The sequence below is a fragment of the Streptomyces sp. NPDC059534 genome, from assembly GCF_042743475.1.
Classification (GTDB): Bacteria; Actinomycetota; Actinomycetes; order Streptomycetales; family Streptomycetaceae; genus Streptomyces.
The window spans coordinates 251,092-271,853 of the sequence record NZ_JBHWAQ010000003.1; the positions used below are offsets into that span (position 1 = coordinate 251,092).

At 72.3% G+C, this 20,762-nt stretch carries 18 protein-coding genes, 3 tRNA genes and 1 pseudogene; 10 read left to right on the forward strand and 12 right to left on the reverse strand.

The features are described 5' to 3' along the window. Window positions 1-4: 4 nt before the first annotated feature. The gene (locus tag ACFVZH_RS05385) at window positions 5-727 is read right to left on the reverse strand and encodes an aquaporin (protein ID WP_384893444.1); all 723 of its coding nucleotides are present in this window, start codon (window positions 725-727) and stop codon (window positions 5-7) included. Window positions 728-803: 76 nt separating this feature from the next. Between ACFVZH_RS05385 and ACFVZH_RS05390 the strand changes: the two genes are divergently transcribed. The 6 genes from ACFVZH_RS05390 to ACFVZH_RS05415 all read left to right on the forward strand — a co-directional run bounded on the left by ACFVZH_RS05390 (window position 804) and on the right by ACFVZH_RS05415 (window position 8,157). Then, complete coding sequence (locus tag ACFVZH_RS05390) at window positions 804-1,265, forward strand: GNAT family N-acetyltransferase (protein WP_384893446.1); 462 nt, start codon at window positions 804-806, stop codon at window positions 1,263-1,265. A gap of 169 nt (window positions 1,266-1,434) precedes the next feature. Further along, the gene (locus ACFVZH_RS05395) at window positions 1,435-2,388 is read left to right on the forward strand and encodes a sirohydrochlorin chelatase (RefSeq protein ID WP_384893448.1); all 954 of its coding nucleotides are present in this window, start codon (window positions 1,435-1,437) and stop codon (window positions 2,386-2,388) included. Between the two features lie 35 nt (window positions 2,389-2,423). Beyond that, window positions 2,424-3,743: a deoxyguanosinetriphosphate triphosphohydrolase gene (locus ACFVZH_RS05400; protein ID WP_384893450.1), complete on the forward strand. Its 1,320-nt coding sequence runs from the start codon at window positions 2,424-2,426 to the stop codon at window positions 3,741-3,743. Window positions 3,744-3,860: 117 nt separating this feature from the next. Continuing rightward, window positions 3,861-5,120, forward strand: a complete 1,260-nt coding sequence (locus ACFVZH_RS05405) for an NAD(P)/FAD-dependent oxidoreductase (protein ID WP_384893452.1) — start codon at window positions 3,861-3,863, stop codon at window positions 5,118-5,120. Window positions 5,121-5,149: 29 nt separating this feature from the next. After that, window positions 5,150-7,039 (forward strand): DNA primase, encoded by a 1,890-nt coding sequence (gene dnaG / locus ACFVZH_RS05410; RefSeq protein WP_384893454.1) that lies wholly within the window; start codon window positions 5,150-5,152, stop codon window positions 7,037-7,039. Between the two features lie 53 nt (window positions 7,040-7,092). After that, on the forward strand, window positions 7,093-8,157 hold the full coding sequence (locus ACFVZH_RS05415) for an RNA polymerase sigma factor (protein WP_384893456.1): 1,065 nt from the start codon (window positions 7,093-7,095) through the stop codon (window positions 8,155-8,157). Window positions 8,158-8,298: 141 nt separating this feature from the next. Here the strand turns inward: ACFVZH_RS05415 and ACFVZH_RS05420 are convergent. From ACFVZH_RS05420 to ACFVZH_RS05440, 5 genes and pseudogenes are all read right to left on the reverse strand, one after another. Beyond that, window positions 8,299-8,382 (reverse strand): annotated as a pseudogene (locus ACFVZH_RS05420) (hypothetical protein); the annotation flags it as partial. Between the two features lie 15 nt (window positions 8,383-8,397). Further along, window positions 8,398-10,350 carry an ABC transporter ATP-binding protein gene (locus tag ACFVZH_RS05425; protein WP_384893458.1) on the reverse strand — a complete coding sequence of 651 codons (1,953 nt, stop codon included), beginning with the start codon at window positions 10,348-10,350 and terminating at the stop codon, window positions 8,398-8,400. Next, entirely contained in the window at window positions 10,350-12,083 is a 1,734-nt protein-coding gene (locus ACFVZH_RS05430) for an ABC transporter ATP-binding protein (protein ID WP_384893460.1), read from the reverse strand. Before ACFVZH_RS05430 ends, ACFVZH_RS05425 begins: the two co-directional genes overlap by 1 nt. A gap of 97 nt (window positions 12,084-12,180) precedes the next feature. Next, a complete protein-coding gene (locus tag ACFVZH_RS05435) occupies window positions 12,181-13,620 on the reverse strand; it encodes an FGGY family carbohydrate kinase (protein WP_384893462.1) in 1,440 nt (479 codons plus the stop codon). Window positions 13,621-13,649: 29 nt separating this feature from the next. Next, window positions 13,650-13,961, reverse strand: a complete 312-nt coding sequence (locus ACFVZH_RS05440) for a YtxH domain-containing protein (RefSeq protein WP_384893464.1) — start codon at window positions 13,959-13,961, stop codon at window positions 13,650-13,652. A gap of 136 nt (window positions 13,962-14,097) precedes the next feature. On the opposite strand from ACFVZH_RS05440, the gene ACFVZH_RS05445 reads away from it, so the two are divergent. The 3 genes from ACFVZH_RS05445 to ACFVZH_RS05455 all read left to right on the forward strand — a co-directional run bounded on the left by ACFVZH_RS05445 (window position 14,098) and on the right by ACFVZH_RS05455 (window position 14,490). Beyond that, window positions 14,098-14,170, forward strand: a tRNA-Asn gene (locus ACFVZH_RS05445). A 5-nt stretch (window positions 14,171-14,175) separates the two neighbouring features. Continuing rightward, window positions 14,176-14,251: transfer RNA gene (locus tag ACFVZH_RS05450), tRNA-Asn, on the forward strand. A 162-nt stretch (window positions 14,252-14,413) separates the two neighbouring features. Continuing rightward, window positions 14,414-14,490, forward strand: a tRNA-Ile gene (locus ACFVZH_RS05455). A gap of 138 nt (window positions 14,491-14,628) precedes the next feature. Here ACFVZH_RS05455 and ACFVZH_RS05460 read toward each other — a convergent pair. The 4 genes from ACFVZH_RS05460 to ACFVZH_RS05475 all read right to left on the reverse strand — a co-directional run bounded on the left by ACFVZH_RS05460 (window position 14,629) and on the right by ACFVZH_RS05475 (window position 17,883). After that, entirely contained in the window at window positions 14,629-15,960 is a 1,332-nt protein-coding gene (locus ACFVZH_RS05460; protein WP_384893466.1) for a chloride channel protein, read from the reverse strand. A 24-nt stretch (window positions 15,961-15,984) separates the two neighbouring features. Then, window positions 15,985-16,617: an amphi-Trp domain-containing protein gene (locus ACFVZH_RS05465; protein WP_384893468.1), complete on the reverse strand. Its 633-nt coding sequence runs from the start codon at window positions 16,615-16,617 to the stop codon at window positions 15,985-15,987. Window positions 16,618-16,719: 102 nt separating this feature from the next. Beyond that, window positions 16,720-17,424: a GAP family protein gene (locus tag ACFVZH_RS05470; RefSeq protein WP_384893470.1), complete on the reverse strand. Its 705-nt coding sequence runs from the start codon at window positions 17,422-17,424 to the stop codon at window positions 16,720-16,722. A 42-nt stretch (window positions 17,425-17,466) separates the two neighbouring features. After that, on the reverse strand, window positions 17,467-17,883 hold the full coding sequence (locus ACFVZH_RS05475; RefSeq protein WP_384893472.1) for an SHOCT domain-containing protein: 417 nt from the start codon (window positions 17,881-17,883) through the stop codon (window positions 17,467-17,469). Window positions 17,884-18,161: 278 nt separating this feature from the next. On the opposite strand from ACFVZH_RS05475, the gene ACFVZH_RS05480 reads away from it, so the two are divergent. Next, window positions 18,162-18,719 carry a potassium channel family protein gene (locus ACFVZH_RS05480; RefSeq protein WP_384893474.1) on the forward strand — a complete coding sequence of 186 codons (558 nt, stop codon included), beginning with the start codon at window positions 18,162-18,164 and terminating at the stop codon, window positions 18,717-18,719. A gap of 19 nt (window positions 18,720-18,738) precedes the next feature. On the opposite strand, the gene ACFVZH_RS05485 is transcribed toward ACFVZH_RS05480, so the two are convergent. Continuing rightward, window positions 18,739-20,169, reverse strand: a complete 1,431-nt coding sequence (locus ACFVZH_RS05485) for a DUF2252 domain-containing protein (RefSeq protein WP_384893476.1) — start codon at window positions 20,167-20,169, stop codon at window positions 18,739-18,741. A 55-nt stretch (window positions 20,170-20,224) separates the two neighbouring features. Beyond that, window positions 20,225-20,674 carry a hypothetical protein gene (locus tag ACFVZH_RS05490; protein WP_384893478.1) on the reverse strand — a complete coding sequence of 150 codons (450 nt, stop codon included), beginning with the start codon at window positions 20,672-20,674 and terminating at the stop codon, window positions 20,225-20,227. Window positions 20,675-20,762: the final 88 nt, after the last annotated feature.

Sequence of the window (20,762 nt, forward strand, 5' to 3'; positions counted from 1 at the left end):
ACTGTCACCCCGTCCGACGCGCGTCGGAGGCGTTCGGTTCACCGGAGGGCCGGTGTGTTCCGTACAACACACCGGCCAGGACCAGGCCGAGCAGCATGCCCAGCAGCTGCGCCGCGGCGAAGGCGGGCACCGACGCGGGGGCGATGCCGGTGAACGAGTCGGAGAACGCGCGGCCGACCGTGGCCGCCGGGTTGGCGAAGGAGCCGGAGGAGGTGAACCAGATCGCCGCGCCGATGTACCCCGCGACGGCGACCGGGGCGAGGCCCAGGCGGCCGATGCGGCGCAGGCCCTGCACGACGAGGACGAGCCCGGCGGTGGCGACGGCCTCCCCGAGCAGCAGGTGCGGCGCCGAGCGCGGCTCGGTGGCCCAGGCGCCGGGCGCCCGCCCGAACATCGCCTCGGCGAGCACGGCGCCGGCGACGGCCCCGGCGAGCTGGGCGGCGATGTAGGCGAGGGCCTCGCGCCCCCCGCGCTCGGGGCGCCGCGACCACCACTCGGAGAGCGTCACGACGGGGTTGAAGTGCGCTCCGGAGAGCGGGCCGATCAGGGCGATGAGCAGGCCGAGGCCGAGGGCGGACGCGGCGGCGTTGGCCAGCAGCCGGACGCCGACGTCCTGGCTCAGGGAGTCGGCGCGGATGCCGGAGCCGACGACGACGGCGACGAGGGCGGCGGTGCCGATGAACTCGGCGGCGGCGCGCCGGGGGAGCGCGGGCGGGGACATTCTCATAGCGGAAAAGATATTCCGTGATTCGGAAGGAAAAAAGAGGAGAGGGAGAAGCGGGCGGGCCCGTACGATCCGGGCCATGAAGATCGACAACTGTGTCATCCGCCGTGCGGTCGACTCCGACGCCGCCGCCGTGGCCGACGTGTGGCTGCGTTCGTACACGGCGGCGCTCCCGGACGTGCGCCGGGCTCATACGGACGACGAGGTCCGCTACTGGCTCCGGGAGATCGTCGTCCCCGGCCTGGAGACCTGGGTGGCGACGGTCGACGACTCGGTCGTCGCCATGATGGTGCTGGACGGCGAGGACCTGGACCAGCTCTACATCGACCCGCCGTGGCGTGGCCGGGGCATCGGCGACCGTCTCGTGGAGCTGGCCAAGGAGCGCCGTACGGACGGGCTGGCGCTGTGGACGTTCCAGGTCAACGCCCCGGCGCGGCGCTTCTACGAACGGCACGGCTTCGTCGCCGCCGAGCACACCGACGGCCGGCGCAACGAGGAGCGCGAGCCGGACGTCCGATACGTGTGGAGCCCGGCGGAGTAAGGGCTCCGGGCGTTCACGCCGCCCCGGCCCGACGGCGCCAAGCGCGCGAAGCCCCCGGGCCGGGGCCGCCAAGCCCCTGACACGGCCCGCACCGCGTCGGTGAGGCCACGGCAAACAGTCGTGACCCCCACGCAACGGGACGGCAACGTGCCGCCGTCACGATCGGTGCATGACGGAGCCGGACAGTACGTTCGCCGGCGCCGCCGGGCTGCCGGGAAGGATCGCCGGACAGCTCGGGGCGCAGCTCGCCCAGGTGCGTCCGGACGGCCGTCCACAGCGGAAGAACGTCGAGGAGGCACGCCCACCGATGAACGTCACCACCCTCGCCGGACAGAGCCGCACCGGGCTCGTCACCGCCACCCCCGCCCCGGCCGCACCCGCCCCGACCCTCGTCGCCGTCGGACACGGCAGCCGGGATCCCCGGGCGCGGGCCACGCTGAGCCGGCTGCTCGACCGGGTCCGCGAGCTGCGCCCCGCACTCGACGTGCGCCTCGCCCACATCGAGCTGAACGCGCCGCTGCTCGACGACACCCTCGCGGAGGTCGCCGCGGAAGGCCGGGACGCCGTACTCGTCCCCCTGCTCTTCGCCCCCGGACACCACGTCACGCACGACCTGCCGGCCGCCGTCGCCGCCGTACCGGCGCTGCGGGCCCAGGTCGCCGAGCCGCTCGGCGCCCACCCCCTGCTCGTCGAGGCGCTCGCCGGCCGGCTCGCCGACGCCGGCTGGGCGCCCGGGGACGGGGCCTCCGGCACCACCGGCGTCGTCCTCGCCTCCGCCGGCTCCCGCGACCCCCGGTCCGGGGCCGAGATCCGCCGGATCGCCGCCCTGCTCGGCGAACGCCTCGGCGGCGTCCCGGTCGTCCCCGCGTACGCCTCCGCCGCCGCGCCCACCGTCCCCGAGGCCGTCCGCGCCCTGGCCGCCCGGGGCCGCCACCGCGTCGCGATCGCCTCCTGCTTCACCGCCCCCGGCCTCTTCGCCACCCGCGCCGCCGCCCACGCCCCCTGGATCGCCGCCGCCCCGCTCGGCGCCCACCCGGCCCTCGCCCGGCTCGTCCTGCACCGCTACGACCGTGCCCGCACGGCCCGCACCACCACTCACACGCGGGAACTCGCCGCCGTCTGAGCGCTTCTGTCGGTCCCTCCGGTTACCGTCGACGCATGGAAGGCATCACGGACACCTCAGGACAGGACACCACCACCGACACCCCCGGCTACGACCCCGCGGCGACCGAGCGCTGGGCCGCCGAACCCGACAAACGCCCCGGCCGTACCGCCTTCCAGCGCGACCGGGCCCGTGTCCTGCACTCCGCCGCGCTGCGCAGGCTCGCGGGGAAGACGCAGGTGGTCACCCCCGGCACCCGCAGCCACGCCTGGGACGCCAGTCCCCGTACCCGGCTCACGCACTCCCTGGAGTGCGCGCAGGTCGGGCGGGAGCTGGGCGCCGCCCTCGGCTGCGATCCCGACCTCGTCGAGGCGGCCTGCCTCTCCCACGACATGGGCCACCCGCCGTTCGGGCACAACGGCGAGCAGGCGCTCAACGACGTCGCCAAGGACTGCGGCGGCTTCGAGGGCAACGCCCAGTCGCTCCGCCTCCTCACCCGCATCGAGCCCAAGCGCTTCGTCAAGGACGCCGACGGGGAGCTGGTCAGCGTCGGCCTCAACCTCACCCGGGCCGCCCTGGACGCGGCCACCAAGTACCCCTGGGCGCGCGGCGGTCACCCCGAGGACCCCGGCTCGCCCAAGTTCGGCGTGTACGAGGACGACCTGCCCGTCTTCGCCTGGGTCCGGCAGGGCGCCCCGGGCCACCGCAAGTGCTTCGAGGCCCAGGTGATGGACTGGTCCGACGACGTGGCCTACTCGGTCCACGACTTCGAGGACGGCCTGCACGCCGGGCACATCGACCCCAACCTCCTCTTCGCCGAGCCCGAGCGCGCCGACGTCTTCGCGGTCGCCATCGGCCGCTACGTCCCCGAGGACACCGACCCGCAGGAACTCGCCGACGCCCTCGACCGGCTCGTCGACCAGGAGTGGTGGCCGCACGGCTACGACGGATCGGCCGTCGCCCAGGCCCGTCTGAAGGACGCCAGCAGCCAGCTCATCGGCCGCTTCTGCCTCGCCGCCGAGGGCGCCACCCGCGGGCGGTACGGCTCCGGCCGCCTCACCCGTTACGCCGCCGAACTCGTCGTCCCCCGCGAGGCGCGCAACGAGTGCGCGGTCCTCAAGGCCGTCGCCGACCGGTACGTGATGCAGCGCGCCGAGCAGGAGGCTCTCCGCGCCGACCAGCGCATCGTCGTCGCCGAACTCGCCGAGGCCCTCGTCGTCCGCGCCCCCGACGGCCTCGAACCGCAGTTCCGCGCGGCGTTCGACACGGCGGGCGACGACCGCGCCCGCAAGCGCGTCATCGTCGACCAGATCGCCAACCTCACCGACGCCTCCGCCCGGGCCCTCCACGCCCACCTCCGCCGCCACCGGGCGTAGGTCCTCTTCCCTCACCCCCCTCCGTGCGGGACGCTCGCATGCACGCCCCGAGCCGGAACGGCCCGACGAACGCCGGGGGGCGTAGGTTGGAAGCGGTCGCAAAGAGGAGGAAACGACGTGGTCGACGCAGATCAGACCTTTGTCATCGTCGGCGGGGGCCTGGCCGGGGCCAAAGCGGCGGAGACCCTGCGCGCCGAGGGGTTCAACGGCCGGGTGATCCTCATCGGCGACGAACGCGACCACCCCTACGAGCGCCCACCGCTCTCGAAGGGCTACCTCACCGGCGCCAAGGAGCGCGACGGCGTCTTCGTCCACGAGGCCGCCTGGTACGCGGCGCACGACATCGAGCTGCACCTCGGCCAGTCCGTCACGGCCGTCGACCGCGACGCCCGCACGGTGCGCCTCGGCGACGGCACCGTCATCCGCTACGACAAGCTGCTCCTCGCCACCGGCGCCGAGCCGCGCCGCCTCGACGTCCCCGGCACCGGACTCGCCGGCGTGCACCACCTGCGCCGGCTCGCCCACGCCGACCGGCTCCGCCAGGTCCTCGCCGGCCTCGGCCGGGACAACGGCCACCTGGTGATCGCCGGCGGCGGCTGGATCGGCCTGGAGGTCGCCGCGGCGGCCCGCGGCTACGGCGCCGAGGTCACCGTCGTCGAGGCCGACCCGACCCCGCTCCACCGGGTCCTCGGCCCCGAGCTCGGCCAGCTCTTCGCCGACCTGCACACCGACCACGGCGTCCGCTTCCACTTCGGCGTCCGGCTCACCGAGATCGTCGGCCAGGACGGCATGGTCCTCGCCGTCCGCACCGACGACGGCGAGGAGCACCCGGCGCACGCCGTGCTCGCGGCGATCGGCGCCGCCCCCCGTACCGCCCTCGCCGAGAACTCCGGGCTCGCGCTCGTCGACCGCGCCGACGGCGGCGGCATCGCCGTCGACGAGTCGCTGCGCACCTCCGACCCCGACATCTACGCCGCCGGGGACGTGGCCGCCGCCCTCCACCCGCGCCTGCACACCCGGCTCCGGGTCGAGCACTGGGCCAACGCCCTCAACGGCGGCCCGGCCGCCGCCCGCGCCATGCTGGGGCAGCACGTCTCGTACGACCGCGTCCCCTACTTCTTCTCCGACCAGTACGACCTGGGCATGGAGTACTCGGGCTGGGCACCCCCCGGCACGTACGACCAGGTCGTGGTGCGCGGCGACACAGGCAAGCGCGAGTTCATCGCCTTCTGGCTGAAGGAGGGCCGGGTCCTGGCCGGCATGAACGTGAATGTGTGGGACGTCACAGAGCCCATCCAGGACCTCATCCGCTCCCGTACGGCCGTGGACCCCGAGGCCCTCGCCGACCCCTCCGTCCCCCTGGAGACACTCCTCTGACACCCTCCGCGTCCCCGTAGACTTCATGCGTGGCAGGCAGGATCAACGATGACGACGTGAAGGCGGTACGGGACGCGGTCCCGATCGACGCCGTCGTGTCCGAGTACCTCCAGTTGCGCAACGCGGGCGGCGGAAACCTCAAGGGGCTCTGCCCCTTCCACGACGAGAAGTCGCCCTCCTTCCAGGTCAGCCCGGGCAAGGGACTCTTCCACTGCTTCGGCTGCCAGGAGGGCGGCGACACCATCGCCTTCGTGATGAAGATCGACCACCTCTCCTTCTCGGAGACGGTCGAGCGTCTCGCCGCGAAGGCGGGCATCACCCTGCGGTACGAGGAGGGCGGCTACAACCCCGGCCACCAGCGCGGGGAGCGCATCCGCCTCGTCGAGGCGCACAAGGCCGCCGCCCAGTTCTACGTCGACCAACTCGGCTCGGCCGAGGCCGAGATCGGCCGGAAGTTCCTCGCCGAGCGCGGCTTCGACCAGGCCGCCGCCGAGCACTTCGGCGTCGGGTACTCCCCGGCCGGCTGGGACCACCTCACCCGCTTCCTGCGCGGCAAGGGCTTCTCCGACAAGGAACTGACCGTCTCCGGCCTCTCCCAGGAGGGCCGCCGCGGCCCCATCGACCGCTTCCGCGGCCGCCTCATGTGGCCGATCAGGGACGTCGGCGGCGAGGTCGTCGGCTTCGGCGCGCGCAAGCTCCGCGACGACGACAACGGCCCCAAGTACCTCAACACGCCCGAGACGCCGATCTACAAGAAGTCCCAGGTGCTGTACGGCATCGACCTGGCCAAGAAGGACATCGCCAAGGTCAGCCGGGCCGTCGTCGTCGAGGGCTACACCGACGTCATGGCCTGCCACCTCGCCGGCGTCACCACCGCCATCGCCACCTGCGGCACCGCCTTCGGCGGCGACCACATCAAGATCCTCCGCCGCCTCCTCATGGACAACGGCTCGGCCCGGGTCATCTTCACCTTCGACGGCGACGCCGCCGGCCAGAAGGCCGCCCTGCGCGCCTTCGAGGACGACCAGAAGTTCGCCGCCGAGACGTACATCGCCATCGCCCCCGACGGCATGGACCCCTGCGACCTGCGGCTCGCCAAGGGCGACGCCGCCGTCGCGGAGCTGGCCGAGCCCCGCACCCCCCTCTTCGAGTTCGCGCTCCGCCAGATCGTGAAGCGCTACGACCTGGAGACCCCGGCCGGCCGCGCCGCCGCCCTCGACGAGGCCGCCCCCGTCGTCGCCCGCATCAAGAACATCGGCGCCCAGCACGAGGTCGCCGTCCAGCTCGCCGGCATGCTCGGCATCCTCGACACCCAGTTCGTCGTCAAGCGGGTCGCCCAGCTCGCCCGTTGGGCCCGCGACCGCGGCGGCAAGGGCCCGGCGCAGCCGGCCCCGCAGCGCGGCTACGACACCCCGGCCCCGACGGCCGCCCCCTCCGGGCCCGCGCTCAACCTGCGCAGCCCCGCCCACCGCACCGAGCGCGAACTGCTCAAGCTCGCCCTCCAGCGCCCCGAACTGGTCTCCCCGGCCTTCGACGCGTACGGCATCGACGAGTTCACCGCCCCGCCGTACGCCGCCGTACGCCAGTGCGTCCAGGACGCGGGCGGCGCCACCGGCGCCCCCTCCGACTACCTCGCCACCGTCCGCGAGGCCGCCCCGAACGACACGGTCCGCGCCCTCGTCACCGAACTCGCCGTCGAGACGATCTTCGCCAAGAACGTCGACGAGGCATACGCCGGCGACCAGCTCGTCACCGTCCGGCTCCGCGCCGTCGACCGCCGCATCCGCGACGTCCAGGGCACCCTGGCCCGGCTCGGCGCCCACGGCGACCCGGAACAGCACACGGCCGTCCAGAACGAGCTGTGGGTGCTCACCCAGTACGGGCAGTCCCTGCGGAACAACGGCGCCGCCGCACTCTGACCGTCGGTCACGGTCCGGATTCAAAAAGTCACCGCACGCCCCTCGTGGCGGCGATGTGTCGTACCCCACACTGGACGACGGTGCCGTTCCGCCCCACCTGGAGGTCGCCCGCCGTGCAGACCGAGATCCAGACCACCGAACCGGACGAGCAGGCCGAACGCCCCGAGGTCCCGGTCCAGCGGCGCAGGACCGACCTCGGCGGCAACGGGCCCTCCTCCGACCTCTTCCGCCAGTACCTCCGCGAGATCGGCCGCATCCCGCTGCTCACCGCCGAGGAGGAGGTCGAACTCGCCCGCCGCGTCGAGGCCGGGCTCTTCGCCGAGGAGAAGCTCGCCAGTACCCCCGACCTGGACTCCCGGCTGGCGGGCGACCTGGACCGGATCGTCGTCCTCGGCCGGATCGCCAAGCGGAAGCTGATCGAGGCCAACCTCCGCCTCGTCGTCTCCGTCGCCAAGCGGTACGTGGGCCGCGGCCTCACCATGCTCGACCTCGTCCAGGAGGGGAACCTCGGCCTCATCCGGGCCGTCGAGAAGTTCGACTACGCCCGCGGCTACAAGTTCTCCACCTACGCCACCTGGTGGATCCGCCAGGCCATGTCCCGGGCCCTCGCCGACCAGGCCCGGACCATCCGCGTCCCCGTGCACGTCGTCGAACTCATCAACCGGGTCATCCGCGTCCAGCGCCGCATGCTCCAGGAACGCGGCTACGAACCCACCGCCGAGGAGGTCGCCGCCCAGCTGGACCTGGCCCCCGAACGGGTCGGCGAGGTCCTGCGCCTCGCCCAGGAACCGGTCTCCCTGCACGCCCCCGTCGGCGAGGAGGACGACGTCGCCCTCGGCGACCTCATCGAGGACGGCGACGCCGCCTCACCCGTCGAGTCCGCCGCCTTCCTGCTGCTCCGCCGCCACCTGGAGGACGTCCTCTCCACCCTCGGCGAACGCGAACGGAAGGTCGTCCAGCTCCGCTACGGCCTCGACGACGGCCGGCCCCGCACCCTGGAGGAGATAGGACGCATCTTCGGCGTGACGCGCGAACGCATCCGCCAGATCGAGTCCAAGACCCTCACCAAACTGCGGGACCACGCCTACGCCGACCAGCTGCGCGGCTACCTCGACTAGTCGAGCTCGTCGACCGCGAGCGTCCACGGGCCGTCGGCGTCGAAGCCACGGTGACCACCTGGTCGCCGTCGCCCGTGACCGTCGCGGACGACGCCTCACGAGCCCGGCGAGCCCGGAGGCGTACCCCTGACCGATCCCCGCGAACTTCCAGCCGCCCGACTTCCGGATGAACTCCCCGAAGGCGACGGCGTCGCCGTATGACCCATGCCGCACATCGTGCGGCATGGGCCACACGCCGGGTCAGTCGACTTCCGCCACCGCCCGCGCGAACTGCGCGGCGTACAGCCGGGCATAGGCCCCGCCGGCCGCCAACAGCTCGGTGTGGGTGCCCTGTTCGACGATCGAGCCGTTCTCCATCACCAGGATCACGTCCGCGTCCCGGATGGTGGAGAGCCGGTGCGCGATCACGAAGGAGGTGCGGCCGTGGGCGAGACGGGCCATCGCCTTCTGGATGAGCACCTCGGTGCGGGTGTCGACGGAGCTGGTGGCTTCGTCGAGGACGAGGATCACCGGGTCGGACAGGAACGCCCGGGCGATGGTGATCAGCTGCTTCTCGCCCGCGCTGACCCCCGCCCCGTCGTCGTCGATGACCGTGTCGTAGCCGTCGGGCAGGGTGCGGACGAACCGGTCGGCGTGCGCGGCCCGCGCGGCCTCCTCGACCTCCTCCCGGGTCACCTCGCGGGTGGCGCCGTACGCGATGTTCTCCGCGATGGTGCCGCCGAAGAGCCAGGTGTCCTGGAGGACCATGCCGATGCCGGTCCGCAGCTCCTCGCGGGTCATCCGGGTGATGTCCACCCCGTCCAGGGTGATCCGGCCGCCGGTCACCTCGTAGAACCGCATGAGGAGGTTCACCAGCGTCGTCTTGCCGGCGCCGGTGGGGCCGACGATGGCGACCGTCTGGCCCGGTTCGACGGTGAGCGACAGGTCCTCGATGAGCGGCTTGTCGGCCTCGTAGCGGAAGGAGACGTCCTCCAGGGCGACCTTGCCCTTGAGGTCGGCCGTCCCCCTGCGGTCGGCCGGGGACGTCCCCAGCTCGTCGGCCGGGGTGTCCGGCGCCTGCTCCTCGGCGTCGAGCAGCTCGAAGATCCGCTCGGCGGAGGCGACGCCCGACTGCACCAGGTTCGCCATCGACGCGACCTGCGTCAGCGGCATCGAGAACTGGCGCGAGTACTGGATGAACGCCTGCACGTCACCGATGGAGAGCGTGCCGCTCGCCACCTTCAGACCGCCGACGACGGCCACCAGGACGTAGTTGATGTTCGAGAGGAACACCATCACCGGCTGCATCACACCGCTGTTGAACTGCGCCTTGAACCCGGCCTCGTAGAGGGCCTCGTTCTGCTCGCGGAAGTCCCGCGCGGACTCCTCCTGCCGGCCGAAGACCTTCACCAGGGTGTGCCCGGTGTACATCTCCTCCACGTGCGCGTTGAGCGTGCCCGTGGACTTCCACTGCTGGACGAAGTGCGGCTGCGACCGCTTGCCGATCTTCGCCGCGACGAACACCGACACCGGCACCGTCACGAGCGCCACCAGGGCGAGCAGCGGCGAGATCCAGAACATCATGCCGAGGACGCCGACGATGGTGAGCAGCGAGTTGATCAGCTGGCCCATCGACTGCTGGAGCGTCTGCGAGATGTTGTCGATGTCGTTGGTCGCCCGGGACAGCACCTCGCCGCGCTTCGCCTTGTCGAAGTACGACAGGGGCAGGCGCGCCAGCTTCGTCTGGACGTCCTCCCGCATCCGGTAGACCGTCCGGTTGATCACCTTGATCGACATGCGGGTGGAGACCAGCATGAGCAGGCCCGCCGCCACGTACACCCCGAGGACCACGAGCAGCACCTCGCCGACCGCGGCGAAGTCGATGCCCTGACCCGGCGTGAAGTCGACCCCGGACAGCATGTCCGCCATGCCGTCGTCGCCCGAGGCGCGCAGCCCCGCGATCGCCTCCGCCTTCGTCCCGCTCTCGATCTGCCGGCCGACGACGCCCGCGAAGACGAGGTCGGTCGCCTTGCCGAGGATCTTCGGGCCGACCACGGAGGCCGCCACCGACAGCACACCGGCGAAGAGCATCACCCAGAGCGTGCCGCGCTCGGGCGCCAGCTGCCTCAGCAGCCGCTTGCCCGAGCCCTTGAAGTCCATCGACCGTTGGTCGGGGCCGCCACCGGCCATCATGCGTCCGCCAGGACCGGCCATCAGGCTGCCTCCGCCTCGGTCAGCTGGGAGAGCACGATCTCCCGGTACGTCTCGTTGTCCGCCATCAGTTCCCGGTGCCGTCCGGTGCCCACGACCCGGCCCTCGTCGAGGACGACGATCCGGTCGGCGTCCCGGATGGTGGAGACGCGCTGGGCGACGATCACCACGGTCGAGTCCGCCGTCTCCCGGGCCAGCGCGGCCCGGAGCAGGGCGTCCGTCTCGTAGTCGAGCGCGGAGAAGGAGTCGTCGAAGAGGTAGATCTCCGGCCGCTGCACCAGGGTCCGCGCGATGGCGATCCGTTGCCGCTGGCCGCCGGAGACGTTGGTGCCGCCCTGCGCGATGGGGGCGTTGAGCCCGGCTTCCAGCTGTCGTACGAAGTCGGCGGCCTGGGCGACTTCGAGGGCGTGCCAGAGTTCGTCGTCGGTGGCGTCGGGTTTGCCGTAGCGGAGGTTGGTGGCGACGGTTCCGGAGAAGAGGTAGGGCTTCTGGGGGACGAGGCCGACGGTTTTGGCCATGAGTCGGGGGTCGAGTTCGCGGACGTCGACGCCGTCGACGAGGACTGTGCCGCCGGTGGCGTCGAAGAGGCGGGGGACGAGTCCGAGGAGGGTCGACTTGCCGCTGCCGGTGGAGCCGATGACGGCCGTGGTCTCGCCGGGGCGGGCGACCAGGGCGACGTCGGTGAGGACCGGTTCCTCCGCACCCGGATACCGGAAGTCGGCGCCCCGGACCTCCAGGTGTCCGCGCCGGTCGAGCTCCGTCACCGGCCGGGACGGCGGTACGACGCTGGACTCGGTCGAGAGGACCTCCTCGATGCGCTCCGCGCACACCTCGGCCCGCGGCACCATCATGAACATGAAGGTGGCCATCATGACGGCCATCACGATCTGCATCAGATAGGCGAGGAAGGCGGTCAGCGCGCCGATCTCCATCCCGCCGCTGTCGATGCGGTGCGCGCCGAACCAGACGACGGCCACGCTGGAGATGTTCACGACGGTCATCACGACCGGGAACATCAGCGCCATCAGCCGGCCGGTCGACATCGACACGTCCGTGAGCTCCGCGTTGGCCCCGCGGAACCGCTCCTCCTCGTACCCGTCCTTCACGAAGGCCCGGATCACCCGGTTGCCGGTGATCTGCTCGCGCAGCACCCGGTTCACGGTGTCGAGCCGCACCTGCATGGTCCGGAAGAGCGGCCTCATCCGGCGCACGATCAGCGAGACGGAGACGGCGAGGATCGGAACCACCGCGAGCAGTACGCCCGAAAGGGGCACGTCCTGGCCGAGCGCCATCACGATGCCGCCGACACACATGATGGGCGCGGAGACCATCAGGGTGAATCCCATCAGGACCAGCATCTGGACCTGCTGCACGTCATTGGTCGTGCGGGTGATCAGCGAGGGCGCGCCGAAGTGGCCGAGCTCCCGCGCGGAGAACGACTGCACGCGGTCGAAGACCGCGCCGCGCACGTCACGGCCGAGCGCGGACGCCGTCCGGGCGCCGTGGAACACGGCCCCGATGTTGCAGACGACCTGCACAACGGACACGCCGATCATCAGGGCGCCGAACCGCAGGATGTAGCCGGTGTTCCCGTTCACGACACCGTTGTCGATGATGTCGGCGTTCAGGGTCGGCAGGTAGAGGCTCGCGCAGGTCTGCAGGAACTGGAGCAGGACGAGCAGCGCGATCGGTTTTCGGTAGGGCCGCAGATGGGTTCGGAGAAGTCTTATGAGCACGGCTCCACTATCGCCCGCGGCCTCGGGGCGTTACGACTCGGTTTTGCCGTGCGGGGCGAGCCCTGGGGAAGACTTTACGAACCGTTCCCGCGGCGTCCTACCCGCCGAAGGCGCCCGGATGGATCTGCTCCCGCGTGGCCACGTACTGCTGGCGTACCGCCTGGCCCGCCGCCCGTTCGTCGCCCGGCTCCAGGATCTGCGCGGCCGCGCCCTGCCACGCCGGGGGAGTGGCCGGCGACAGGGTGCCCCGGGCCGCCCCGAGGGCCCACGCGGCCTGCCGGGCCGCACCGAGTGCCGCGTAGTCGGCCGGCTGGGGGACGACGACCTGCGCGCCGAACAGCGCCGGCGCCAGCGCCTGCACGGCCGGCAGGGCGCCCGCGGCGCCGAGCAGGAAGATCCGGCGTACCTCGACACCCCGCCCGCGCAGCACGTCCAGGGCGTCGGCGAGCGCGCAGAGCATGCCCTCGAACGCCGCCCGCGCCAGGTGCTCGGGCTTCATCGACTCGCGCCGCAGCCCGCTGAGCGTGCCCGCGGTGTGCGGCAGGTTCGGGGTCCGCTCGCCCTCCAGATAGGGCAGCAGGACGAGCCCGGAGGCGCCCGGGGTCGACTTCAGGGCGAGCGCGGAGAGCTCTTCGAGGGATTCGGTGCCCAGCATCTCGGCGGTGCCGCGCAGCGCCCGTACCGCGTTGGAGGTGTGGACGACGGGCAGGTGCATGCCGGTGGCGTCGGCGAAGGAGGTGATCATGCCGCCGGGGTCGGCGAGGGCCTCGTGGTGGACGGCCATCACGGAGCCGGAGGCGCCGAGCGAGACGACCGCGTCGCCGAGCCCCAGACCGAGGCCGAGGGCGGCGGCCATCGTCTCGCCGGTGCCGGCGGAGATCAGCAGCCCCTCGGGGGTGGTGCCGGCCGCCTCGGCCGGCCCGAGGACCTCGGGCAGCATGGCCTGGTGACCGAGGGCCAGTTCGACCAGGTCGGGGCGGTAGGAGCCGGTGCGGGCGGACCAGTAGCCGGTGCCGGAGGCGGCGCCGCGGTCGGTGGTGCGGCGGGCCGGCCGGCCCAGGAGCTGCCAGACCAGCCAGTCGTGCGGCTGGAGGATCATCGCGATCCGGCGGGCGTGGTCGGGCTCGGTCCGGGCCAGCCAGCGCAGCTTGGCGACCGCCTGCCCGGGACCGGGGACGCAGCCCACGGCCTCGGCCCACGCCTGCCGTCCGCCCAGCGACTCGACGAGGTCGGCGGCGGCCACCTGGGCCCGCCTGTCGTTGCGGACGAGCGCGGGCCGCACCAGGCCGCCCTGTGCGTCGAGGGGCACGAGCCCGTGCTGCTGCGCGGAGACGCCGATGGCCTCCACGCCCTCCAGGATCCCGCCGGTGGCGGCCTCCCCGAGCGAGAGCAGCCACGCCTGCGGATCGACGTCGACGGCCTTCGGTTCACCGGGGTGAGGTGCGTACCCCTGGCGCAGTACGGCACCCGTGTCCGTGTCACAGACGACGATGCGTGTGAACTCAGCAGAGCTGTCCAGTCCGGCGACTATCCCCATGGCACATGATTCTGCCGCACGCGGGGCCCTCAGGTGTTGCTCGTGCCCCAGTCGTCCTCTTCGACCTTGCCGTTCACCCGGCCGCGGTCGCGCAGCGACTGCACCCGGTTGGTGACCGAGGCGGGCAGTCGGTCGCCGACCTTGTCGCCCACGAGGTGGGCGGCCTTGCCCGCGACCTGACGTCCGGTCTGCGCGGCCGACTCGGCGGCGTTGCGCACGGCCGGGTTCCTGGTGAAGTCCTTCGCGGACTTCTTCATCTGCTCGTAGCGCTCGCGGCCTGCCCGCGTACCCACCACGTAACCGAGGGCTAGGCCCACGACGAAGGTCAGCTTGTACCGCACGGCTGCGATCCTTCCCTGGAGGTCCTGGGGATACCGATTGGCGGAGCACCCCCCTGCTTGCGCTAATGTATGTCTCGCAGCGAACGAGCGCCCTCCCGGTTCAGCCGGACTGGGTACGTTCGGTGCAACGCAGCAATCCCCTGTAGCTCAATTGGCAGAGCAGCCGGCTGTTAACCGGCAGGTTACTGGTTCGAGTCCAGTCGGGGGAGCGCGATCCCCTGTAGCTCAATTGGCAGAGCATTCGGCTGTTAACCGGAGGGTTACTGGTTCGAGTCCAGTCGGGGGAGCCACCAGGAAGAGGACCCTTCGGGGTCCTTTTTCGCGTCTCCGGGAACCATGCGCTGCGCTGCGCGGTCTTCCTGGTCAGCAGAGCCGATCTTCCGGAGCAGGAGATCGTATGAGCGGCTATGCTGCGGCAGACGGCGCGCACACATGTACGCGCCTCATCGATCGGGGCGGTAGCTCAGCCGGTTAGAGCAGCGGACTCATAATCCGTCGGCCGTGGGTTCGAGTCCCACCCGCCCCACCACCGCTCGTGGACGCAGGAAGGTTTTTCCCTGCGCCACGAGCTTTTTCATGCACCACGGTGCACCCGGGTGGCGCGGGTCACGGCAGCGACACGCCGGGATCACCCATATGCGCCGCCGGGGCCCGCGGCTCGTCCGCGTCAGCCGGAGGAGGTGTCCCGGGGCAGCAGCTCCGTCGTGACGAAGGCGATCACCGCCGCGAGGATCACGACGGGCATCATCGCGACGCCTCCCAGCAGGAGGGCGACGAGGGCGACGCTGCTGACCGGCAGGCGCAGGGTGGCGGCCGAGGCGGCCGCCATGCCCGCCGCCATCGCCGGGGCGAGGCCCAGGCCGGGCAGGGGGGCCACCAGGACGCCGGCGGCGGCGCCCAGGAAGAGGGCGGGGAAGACGAGGCCGCCGCGCAGGCTGCCCAGGCAGAGGGCGTACGCGACGCCCTTGAAGAGCAGCACGGCGACCAGTGCCCCCACCCCCCACGCCTGCGGGTCGGCGGCCAGCCGGCCCAGGGTGGCCTGGCCCGACAGGGCCACGTCCGCGGGGGTGCGGCCGGTGATCAGGGCGTAGAGCGCGGCGCAGGCCGCCGCCGCCACGGCGCACAGCACGGTACGGCCGAGCACTCCGGCGGAGACGAAGGCGGCGACCCGCCGGGCGGCCGTCAGGACCGGGTGGAGGAAGACGGCGACGGCGAGGGCGAGGGCGATCGTCCAGAGCACGTCCCCCGCGTCCAGACGGGGGAACGGCATGGGCAGACGGAGGCTGAGGCTGCCCGTCTCCAGCCCGGTCCAGTGCCCGAAACCGGTGAAGACGAGGGCCCCGACGCCGCTGGACAGCAGGGCGGGAAGCATGACCGCGAACAGCTGCGGCCCGCCGGCCCCCGCCACCTCCATCAGGAGCACCGCGGCGACCAGCGGGTTGCCGAAGATCGCCGCGATGGCGGCCGCGGCCCCGGCCGCCGCCAGCAGCATCGTGGTCTTCGGGGTCGCCGGACCCCGGACGAGGCCGCGGAAGAGCAGGGCCAGACCGCCGCCCAGAGCGATCAGCGGTGCCTCCGGTCCCAGCACCGCACCCAGGGGCAGGCTCGCGGTCGCGGCGATCAGGACGCCCGGCAGCGTGACCGGCGCGGCCCCGCCGGCGTGCAGGCCGGACGCGGGGACCTGCCCGCCGCCACCGGGCAGACGCACGGCGACCAGCCCGACGACGACCCCCGCGACGAGGAGCAGGGGGAGCGGCCACCACCACGGCGGGGTGTCCCAGCCCAGCTCGTGGGGCAGGTCCGCCCACACGAGGTGTTCCAGCTTGTGCAGCCCGGCGAGGAACCAGAACGCGACGAGCGAGACCGGGACGCCGACGAGGGCGGAGAAGGCGAGCGCCTGGAGATAGCCGGGGGCGAGGAGCAGGTCGCGCAGCCGGTCCGCCTCCAGGGGCTGCTCCCCGCTGTCGGACTCCTCCGGCCGGGCATCGGTCTCCGCCATGGGCGGCCCTCCTCACGGCCTCGCTCAGCGCTTCTTCGCGGCGGGCGGCTTGGCGCTCGTGCCCTTCTTCGTACCGGCGCTGCCCCGCTTCGTGCCGGCGCCGGTCGGCCCGGCTTTGGCGGGCGCGCCCTTCCCCTTCGGCGCGGCCTTCTTCGCGCCCGCCGGGGTCTTACCGGCCGGTGCGGTCTTCGCGGTGCTCGCGGCCGGGGTCTTGCCCTTCGGCGTGGTCTTTGTCGTGCCGGGTGTCGGGGTCTTCGCCTTCGGCGGGGTCTTCGCGGTGCTCGCGGCCGGGGTCCTGCCCTTCGGCGCGGTCTTTGCCGTGCTCGGCGTCGGGGTCTTCGCCTTGGGCGCGGGCTTCTCCTTGCCCGCCGTCGGGGTCTTGCCCTTCGGGGCGGGCTTCTTCGGTTCCGTCTCCCGGGCCTTCCGGCTCGGTGCTGTCGGCCACTTGAGTTCGATCTCCAGCTCGACCTCTCCGTCGGCGACCTCGACCTCCACCTCGGTGCGGAGGTCCTCGGGAATGTTCAGGGTCAGCGTCCCGAGGCCGAACTCCAGGTCGACTTCGCCGCCTTCCCTCAGTGCCGCCGCGAGCGCCGTGAGCTGAGCGGCCGCTTCGAGGCGCGACAACGAGCGCTTCTGCTCGAACTTGAGATCCTTCATGGATGTCTCCAAACCGGGGCGAACAGTGGATATCGCCCATTCTGATGCCGGATGCCGGATCCGACATCCCACGGCACCCGCGAACTGCCCCTGGGCGGGGGCTCATCCCGTGAGCTGGTACAGGCTCCGGCCGACGAGCCACAGCCCGAGCAGGAGACAGGTGAGGACGATCGCCGGGTCCTTGTGGCGCGTCAGCCACGCGCGCAGGCGCGCCAGGCTGAGCTGGGCCTTCTCCGGCGCGAACACCATGTACAGCTCCATGGCCAGCAGGCTGGCGGTGGCCAGGACGCAGAAGCCGAGGAGGACCAGGAAGGACTCGGCATGGGAGAGGTCGGCCTTCACGACGGTGGTGGCCGCGGCGCTGACCATCCCCCAGGGCTGCAGGAGAACGGCGAGCCCGGCCGCCGACCATCCGGTGGCCTGGTCCATCCGGGAGGGCAGCGACCGCCCGGAACCGCCGGACCCCTCCGCCTCCCCGGCGGGCGGGGAGGCGGGAGAAGCGGCCGCGGCGGCGACGGCGCGGCGGCTTCGGCGACGCCGGTGCTCGCTGTAGACGATCAGGCTCACGCCGATGACCAGCGTCGCCGCGAGCGCCGCGATCGAGGGCGCGGAGCGGGGCGCGGGCGGCTGCCCGCCCGTGAACAGCAGGACCATGGCGATCACCGCCACGAGGCAGGCGAGCCAGGCGAGGATGAAGGCCAGCCCCTTGTACACCCCGCGGGGCGCGGACACGACCAGCACGAAGGCCATGACCGGCAGGGGGTAGAGCGTGATGGCCAGGCCGATGAGGAACAGGTCGAGGACCATGGGCGCGCACCCCGCGCCTGAGCCGTGCTCCGGCCGGCCCCGTCAGCTCGCGAGGACCTTCGCCTTGGCCTGCGCGAACTCGGCTTCCGTGATCGCGCCGCTGTTCTTCAGCTCGGCGAGCCGGGCCAGTTCGTCCGCCTGGCTGCCGCCGCTCCCGGCGGTCTCGCGCACATAGGTGCGGAACTGCTCCTCGTTCTGCTGGATCCGCTTCAGCTCGCGCTCGCCCATGGTGCGCCCGCGGGCGATCAGGTAGACGAACACGCCCAGGAAGGGCAGCAGGATGACGAAGGCGGTCCACCCCGCCTTGCCCCAGCCGCCCAGCTCGTCGTCGCGGAAGATGTCGCCGATGATGCGGAACAGCAGCATGAACCACAGGACCCACAGGAACAGCATCAGCATGGTCCAGAACACGTTCAGCAGCGGGTAGTCCGCTGCCAGGGTCACCATCGAGTCCTTCATCGCCGATCTCCTGCCGGTCGTGACGGACCGCGGCAGCCGTTCGGAAGCCCGCGGTCCGGCGAGACGAATTGCCTCCAGACTGCGCCGGGGCGGCGTTCGCCGCACGCCGGGCGGGGACCGGCCAGGGCCGTGTCACCCGGTCGGCGGAGTACGGCTTCCGCCGGGACGGTGATCTCCCGGTGCGCCTGCCGCAGGGCGCCGGGGTCCCCTGGGACAGTGACCGCCCGCCGGCAGGGGTGTGGCACGGTCACGCGTTCCGTGCGAGCGAGAGGGGAAACGTGGACGGGAATCCGGGGGTCCGCCGGTCGGCCGTGCTCACCGCGGTGCGGGCGATGCTGTCGCTGGCGGCCGTGCTGGCCGCCTACTACCTGTTGCCGTTGGACTCGTCCTTCGACGCGGGCACCGTGGCGGTGCTCGTCGGCGGCGTCGTGCTGGTGGCCCTGCTCATCGCCTGGCAGGTGCGCACGGTCATACGCGCCGCACGCCCGGGACTCCGGGCCATCGCGGCGGTGGCGACGGCGCTGCCGTTCTTCGTACTGCTCTTCTCCGCCACCTACTACCTGCTGGGGCGCAGCGCACCCGAGAGTTTCAGCGAGACACTGTCCCGTACCGACGCCCTCTACTTCACGATGACCGTGTTCAGCACGGTCGGCTTCGGCGACATCACCCCGCGCACCGAATTCGCCCGGCTGCTGACCACCGGGCAGATGACGGCCAACTTCCTGCTCATCGGCGTGGCGGCCCGATTCCTGCTGGGCGCGGTCCAGGAGGGCCGGCGCCTGCGGAGCCTGGAGGCGCGGGGCGACGAGCACGGCGGCCCGCCCCTCGCGCCGTGACCCGGCGGGCCTGCTCCGGTCAGGCCGACGGCAGTTCCTCCGCGGGCAGCCGGCCCGCGTGTACGGCGTCGACCAGGGCCTGGTGGTCGCGCTCGTTCTGGTCGGCGTAGAGCTCCGCGAAGGTCGCGAGGGCGCGGTCGAAGGAGTCACCGCCGCCCAGGTACGCGGCGATGGCGATCCGGTCGCCGGAGCGCGCGTGCGCGCGGGCCAGCGTGACCCCGCACAGGTCGCCGAACGCCGCCATGTCCCTGGGGCGCATCCGTTCCGGCATCGCGATGCCCTTCCAGTCGCGCAACTGGCGCACGTAGAAGTCGCGCCGTCGGCCGTCGAACCCGTCCACGCGCTCCCAGCCGAGGAAGATGTCGCTGGTGGCCTGCATCAGCCGCTGGCCGGCGACGACGCGCTCGCCCTGGTTGCGGTACGCGCTCGCGCCCACGTGCGGGGCGAGCACGGAGGTGTCCGCCTCCTTGGCCTGGAGGAAGAGCGGGTCCTGGTCGTCCCGGCCGAGGAGCAGGAAGATCCAGCAGCGGGTGCCGACACTGCCGACGCCGACCACCTTGCGGGCGACGTCGGCCAGGCGATAGTCCGCCAGGAGCGTGCGCCGGTCGGACGGCAGGGTGGCGCCGTACTGCTCGATCAGGCGGCGGAACTGCTTTTCGAGGGCGTTGCGCTCGACGTCGGGCAGCAGGTCGGCCGCCGGAACGAGCAGCGGGGGGTCCGCCGCGATCACCCGCCGGCCGTCGACCGTCTCGGTGAGCCGGTCGAACGCCTGCAGGCTGTCACGGGTACGGGCCTTGGCCATGGCGCGGGCCAGGTTCCTCCGGCCGCGCTTGTGGAGCGCGTCCGTGGCCAGCGCTTCGAGGCGGTCCGCGTCGATCTTCGCGTACCAGACGTCGAGGGTGCGCATGCCCGCGAGGCGGATCATCGCCTCGCGGTACGCGCGGACCGTGCGCCGGACGATGCGGGAGCGCTCGGCGTCGTCGAAGCCGTTCGCCCGGGCGGCGATGACGAGGCTCGCCGACAGCCGTTTGACGTCCCATTCCCAGGGGCCCGGGAGCGTCTCGTCGAAGTCGTTGATGTCGAACATCAACTGCCGCTCCGGTGAGGCGAGGAGGCGGAAGTTCAGCATGTGCGCGTCCCCGCACAGCTGGGCCGTGAGCCCCGAGCGAGGGGTGCCGGCCAGGTCGGACGCCATGATCGCGGCGGCGCCGCGGTAGAAGCGGAACGGGGACTCGGTCATGCGGCCGTAGCGGATCGGGACGAGCTCGGGGACCCGTGTCGACGACTGCGCCTCCAGGATCGTCAGCGGGTCGGGCCGGTCGCCGGCCGGCCGGTACACGGAGTGGCCCGACCGCGGTGAGCGGCGCCGGGCCTTCCTGCCGAGCGCGGCGCGCTCCTGCGGAGTGGCGTGGCGTGCCGCGCGCATCGACGTGGTCGCTTTCCGGGGCATCGGGAACCCTCCTGCCTGGCCCTTGTACCGGCCGTCGGAACACCTGGGGACCGGGTCAGTCGGCGGTGTGCGTCCAGCTGGCGCACAGCGCCCAGACGATGAACACGTCGATCGCCATGATCGTGATCGCCCACCACGGCTGGTACGGCAGCCAGAGGAAGTTGGCGATCAGGCTGAGGCTGACCAGGCAGATGCCCGCCGCCCTCGCCGCGTTCGAGCCCATGAAGAGGCCCACCGCGGTCAGGACGACGACGGCGCCGAGGACGACGTGGATCCAGCCCCAGGCGGTCAGGTTGAACTCGAAGACATAGCTGCCGAGCCGGGCGTACACGTCGTCCTCGGCGATGGCCGCGATGCCCTGGAGGACGGCCATGACGCCGGAGACGGACAGCAGCACCGCGGCGAACACGGTGCCTCCGCCGGCGATGCCGCTTTCGGACCGTTGCGCCTTTCTCGGTGCGGTACCGGCGTTCCCCTGCCCGCCGGTGGGTGTGTGCTGGCTCATGGAAGTCACCTCGCAGCTCGCGGTCGCTCTGCCGGGCATCCCTTGGGGCCGTCGGTCTGCTCGTGCCTCCTCGGGATGCCGGGCCAGG